The organism is Mesorhizobium sp. M7A.F.Ca.CA.002.05.1.1, assembly GCF_003998335.1.
Lineage (GTDB): Bacteria > Pseudomonadota > Alphaproteobacteria > Rhizobiales > Rhizobiaceae > Mesorhizobium.
Genome location: NZ_RZQI01000544.1, coordinates 1 through 4134, shown reverse-complemented (window position 1 = coordinate 4134; position 4134 = coordinate 1). Strand labels below are relative to the sequence as shown.

Below are 4134 nucleotides of genomic sequence, written 5' to 3'. Positions count from 1 at the left end.
ATGGTGGGCCTCGTCATGGTCGTCATGGCTGCGCCGCACGATGATGATCTCGTGGCGGCCGTGGTCGGCGTCTGCGACGCTCATGCCAGGACCTCCGAGAGGACCGTCGACCATTCGGCCATGCGCGTCTCGAACACCGCCTCGTCGATGGCGACGGTCAGGTCGAAGCCTGGCGCCTCGACAAAATCGAGATTGGCGGCGCGGGGTCCGAGCGACGCCTTCAGTGTTTCGAACATCGAGAGCGGGCCGCGCACGACGATGCGCACCGCTTCGGCATCGCCGACCGCTTCGCGGATGGCGCCGGCCAATGCCTCGATCGAACGTTTCTGCAGATCGTCGCTGACGATGCCGCCGATGATGCGGGCGACCGTGGCGGCGACAAGTCCGGTGACGCGCGCCTCCATGGCATCGATGCGCAACGAGACCGCCTTGCCGACATCGTCGCCGAGGCTTTCGAGAAATATCCTTGCTTCCTCGGCATTGGCCTGGCGTTCGGCTTCGAGCGCGGCGTCATGCGCAGCCGACAGGCGGACCTCCAGCGCTGCCTCCGCCTGGGCAACCGCCTCGGCGATCAGCGTGCCGATATCGGCCTGCGGCGCCGGCGTCTCGGGCTTGTGTTCGGGATCGATTGCTGCCCGCGACTGGCCGGCACGTTGCGCGCGCGTCCCGAAATCAGGCAGAAGGTCGAAGAGGGCTACGGAGGGCATGGTTTACACCGCCACTTCCTGGGCGGCCCATTTGCGCAGGATCTGCGCGGTGCGCTCCTCGTTGAGGTCGACCATCCTGGCAAGCCTGTCCTGCGGCGCCGGCCGGATCTTCTGGCGAAGATCGTCGAGCGGCGTGGGGCCTGGGCGTGTGCCTGGCAAGGTCCCAATCGCGGCACTGTCGGTAGCCGCCATTGCCTCCGGCGTCGGCAGCGAGCGCTGGACGTCGTCGAAGCTGGGACCTGCCAGGGCCGGAGTAGCCTTTGCCGTCAGCGCCGCGGCCATCGGCCTCAGGCCGAAGAAGGCGACCAGGAACACCACGACGATGAAGGCACCGGCATTGATCATCGTGCCGGCATGCTGGCCGATCGAATCGAGCATTCCCGCCTGCGGGATCGCCTCGCCATCCAGGCCGTCGATGAACTCGACCGCCGAGACGTCGATGATGTCGCCGCGCTTTTCGTCAAGGCCGGTAGCGGACGTGACCATCTTCTGGATCTCGGCGACGCGCTTGGCGATCTGCTCCGGCGTGGCGTCCTTGCCGAGGATGGCCGTCAGCCGTTGCTGATTGACGACCACGGCAATCGACATCTTGGTGACGGTGTAGCCGTTTGAGACCGTGGCGATCTTCTTGGAATTGATCTCGTAGTTGGTGATCTCTTCCCTGCGGTCGTTCTGCGAGGAGGATTGCGGACCATCGGTGGCGGTTGCCTGGGTCTCGGGCAGGTTCTGCTCGACGCTGGCCGGAGTGGAAGCCTGCTTCTGGTTGTTGTTCTCGTTGGCCCGCACCGACTGCACCGAGCGTTCGACGCGGGAATTCGGATCGAAGATGGTCTCTTCCGTCTGGCGGGTGTCGGTGTTGACCTCGGCCTTGACGCTTGCGCGGAAATTGTCGGGGCCGAGATAGGCCGTCAGCGCACGGCGGATGTTGTCTCCGATCTGCGCCTCGACGGTCTGCTCGACGCCGAGCGTGCGGGCGGCGCTGGTGTTGGAAGGATCGTCGCCCGCGGCCAGCAGATTGCCGCTGGAATCGAGAACAGTCACCTTGTCTGCCGACAGGCCGGGAACGGCGGCGGCGACGAGATGGCGGATCGACATGGCGCTCTTCTCGGCGTCGATGCCGGCGTAGCGGATGACCACGGAGGCCGAGGGCTGCTGCTCGTCGCGGCGGAAATTGGCCCGTTCGGACATGACGATGTGGACCCGCGCAGCCTTGATGCCCGATATGGACTGGATGGTGCGGGCGATCTCGCCTTCCAGCGCCCGCACGCGGGTGATCTGCTGCATGAAGGAGGTGAGGCCGAGCGAGCCGACATTGTCGAACAATTCGTAGCCGGCATTGGCGCTGGTCGGCAGGCCCTTTTCGGCAAGCAGCATGCGGGCCTGAGCGGTGGTGCCGGCCGGCACCAGAACCGAGGTTCCATCGGCGCCGACATCGAAGCCGATGCCGGCTTCGCCCAGCACCAGGCCGATCTGGTTCACGTCGGCGCGGTCTAGTCCCACATAGAGCGTGTCATAGGCGGGGCGGTTGAGATAGACCGAGGCGATGCCGATGACGCCCATCACCAGAACGGCGATGCCCGCCAGCATGGCGAGGCGCTTCACGCCAAACCCGCGGAGATTCGAGATGATGCTCTGGATCTGTTCCGGCACGGTTCAACGACTCCCAGCATGATTGTCCGCCGGAACTCTAGTCTTCGAAGCTTGTGCGAAAATGAAATCGGGCCGCGCTGGCGGCGCGGCCCGATTATCTGATGGAAAGGACGGCGCCGGTGGCGCCCGTGATCAGCTCTTGAACAGAGACAGGATCGACTGCGAGGCGCTGTTGGCGATCGACAGCGCTTGAACGCCGAGCTGCTGCTGAACCTGCAGTGCCTGGAGCCGGGTCGATTCCTTGTTCATGTCGGCATCGACAAGCTGGCCGACGCCGCGGTCGATGGAGTCCATCAAACTCTGGGTGAAGGTCTTCTGCAGGTCAATGCTGCTCTTGGCGGAACCGAGGATGGTGGCGGAGTCGGTCAGCTGGGCCATGACGTTATCGATCCTGTTCACCATCTGCGTGATGATGTCGTCGGTAATGCCTGGTGCCGTGATATCGAGGTTGTAGGCGGAGATATTGTCGACCTTGGCGACCGCTCCCGCCGCCGTCTGGCCGGCGGTGTTCGCGGCGATGTCCGTTCCTCCGCCCGCGATCACGCCCGCATAGGCGTTGTCGTACAGGGTCTGGGCGGCGCCCGTGGAATAGATGGACGTCTGGCGATCGAGGGTTCCGTAATTCTTGACCTCGGCGGCGAGGCCGTAGTCGAAAAGCTTGGTGCTCTCGACATCGATATCGATCGTCCCGATCGAGATGGCGCCGGATGAGGAACGATTGAATGAGGACACGATCTGGGAGTCGGGCTGGACGCCGTCATTGGCGGCCGCAACCTGCTTTGAGGTCACCGCTAGGAAGTTCGAGCCTGAAAAGGTGGCCGCATCGGCGAACGACTTCATCTGCGCCTGAAGCGCTTTGATCTCGGTCTGCGTCTTTGCCTTGGCTGCGTCCGTCTGGCCGACGGTCGAAAGCAGCTTGGTCTTGATCTGGCCGATCGTTGTCAGCACATTGTTCATGCCGGTGTAGGCGGTGTCGACTTTCGAGGCGCCGAGGCCGAGTGCATCCTGCACCGTCGACAGGGCCTGGTTGTCGGAGCGCATCGTGGTGGCGATCGACCAGTAGGCCGCGTTGTCCGAAGCTTGCGAGACACGGTAGCCCGTCGATATGCGGGCCTGTGTCTGCTCGAGTGACTTGTTGGTGGCGCTGAGGCTTTGAAGCGCGGTTAACGCCGCGGCGTTGGTCATGATACTCGCCAAGAAAGTCGCTCCTTCTCAAAGGCCGGCATGCTCAGACATGCCGGATAGCCTGCTTCAACCGTGGTATCGTGCCAGTAGGGCCGATTCGCCAACCGTTGTAAGCTATTGGTTAACCATAATTAGCGGGACATGGTTAACAGCCTGTTAAACGCGGCCTTTCGAGAGTTAACGACAGAGCGTTGCGCGCGGTCCGAGCAAACGAAATCGGGCCGCGCTTTTGGCGCGGCCCGATTTTAGTGCAAGTTGGCGGATGCGATTAGCCGCGGAAGAGCGACAGGATCGACTGCGACGAACCGTTGGCGATCGACAGCGCCTGGATGCCGAGCTGCTGCTGGACCTGCAGGGCCTGGAGGCGGGTCGATTCCTTGTTCATGTCGGCATCGACGAGCTGGCCGACACCGCGATCGATGGAGTCCATCAGGTTCGAGGTGAAGGTCTTCTGCAGGTCGATACTGCTCTTGGCGGCGCCGAGCGTGGTGGCGGCGTTGGTCATGGCCTTGAGCGCGGCATCGACGACGTTCATCTGCTGCGCGATCTGGCTATCGCTGGCGGCCGTGCCACCCGAGAAGATAGTCAGCGA

At 63.5% G+C, this 4134-nt stretch carries 4 protein-coding genes; all 4 read right to left on the bottom strand.

Translation table 11 applies throughout. The features are described 5' to 3' along the window. Positions 1-80: 80 nt before the first annotated feature. Positions 81-707: a hypothetical protein gene (locus EN939_RS23525; RefSeq protein ID WP_127270048.1), complete on the bottom strand. Its 627-nt coding sequence runs from the start codon at positions 705-707 to the stop codon at positions 81-83. Positions 708-710: 3 nt separating this feature from the next. Continuing rightward, complete coding sequence (fliF, locus tag EN939_RS23520) at positions 711-2357, bottom strand: flagellar basal-body MS-ring/collar protein FliF (RefSeq protein ID WP_023810010.1); 1647 nt, start codon at positions 2355-2357, stop codon at positions 711-713. Between the two features lie 132 nt (positions 2358-2489). After that, positions 2490-3554, bottom strand: coding sequence for a flagellin N-terminal helical domain-containing protein (locus EN939_RS23515; protein ID WP_127270046.1), 1065 nt, complete (start codon positions 3552-3554; stop codon positions 2490-2492). Positions 3555-3810: 256 nt separating this feature from the next. After that, the coding region (locus EN939_RS23510; RefSeq protein ID WP_272483110.1) for a flagellin at positions 3811-4134 on the bottom strand (324 nt) is incomplete at its 5' end.